The sequence below is a fragment of the Gilvimarinus sp. 1_MG-2023 genome (assembly GCF_030548285.1).
The window spans coordinates 1-257 of sequence record NZ_JAUOSC010001270.1 but is presented as its reverse complement, the minus strand read 5'-3'; the positions used below and the strand labels follow the sequence as shown (position 1 = coordinate 257).

Genomic DNA, 257 nt, shown 5'->3' with positions numbered 1-257 from the left:
GATCTGTTCTTTTCAGTCGCGCTTTGGTCGGGAAGAATGGGTCAAGCCTTACACTGACCATACGCTCAAGGCGTGGGGCGCAGAAAAGGCCGGACGGGTGGATATTATCAGTCCAGCCTTTGCCGTTGATTGTCTGGAAACCCTGGAAGAACTGGATGTTGAAAACCGTGAGTTGTATCTGGCGTCGGGTGGCAGCGATTTCCATTACATCCCTTGCCTGAACGATCGTGATGATCATATTCAGATGATGGTGGAGC

Annotated in this window: 1 protein-coding gene; it reads left to right on the top strand. The window is 51.4% G+C overall.

What is annotated here, in order from left to right:
- The coding region (locus tag Q4563_RS20955) for a ferrochelatase (protein WP_303605893.1) at window positions 1–257 on the top strand (257 nt) is incomplete at both ends.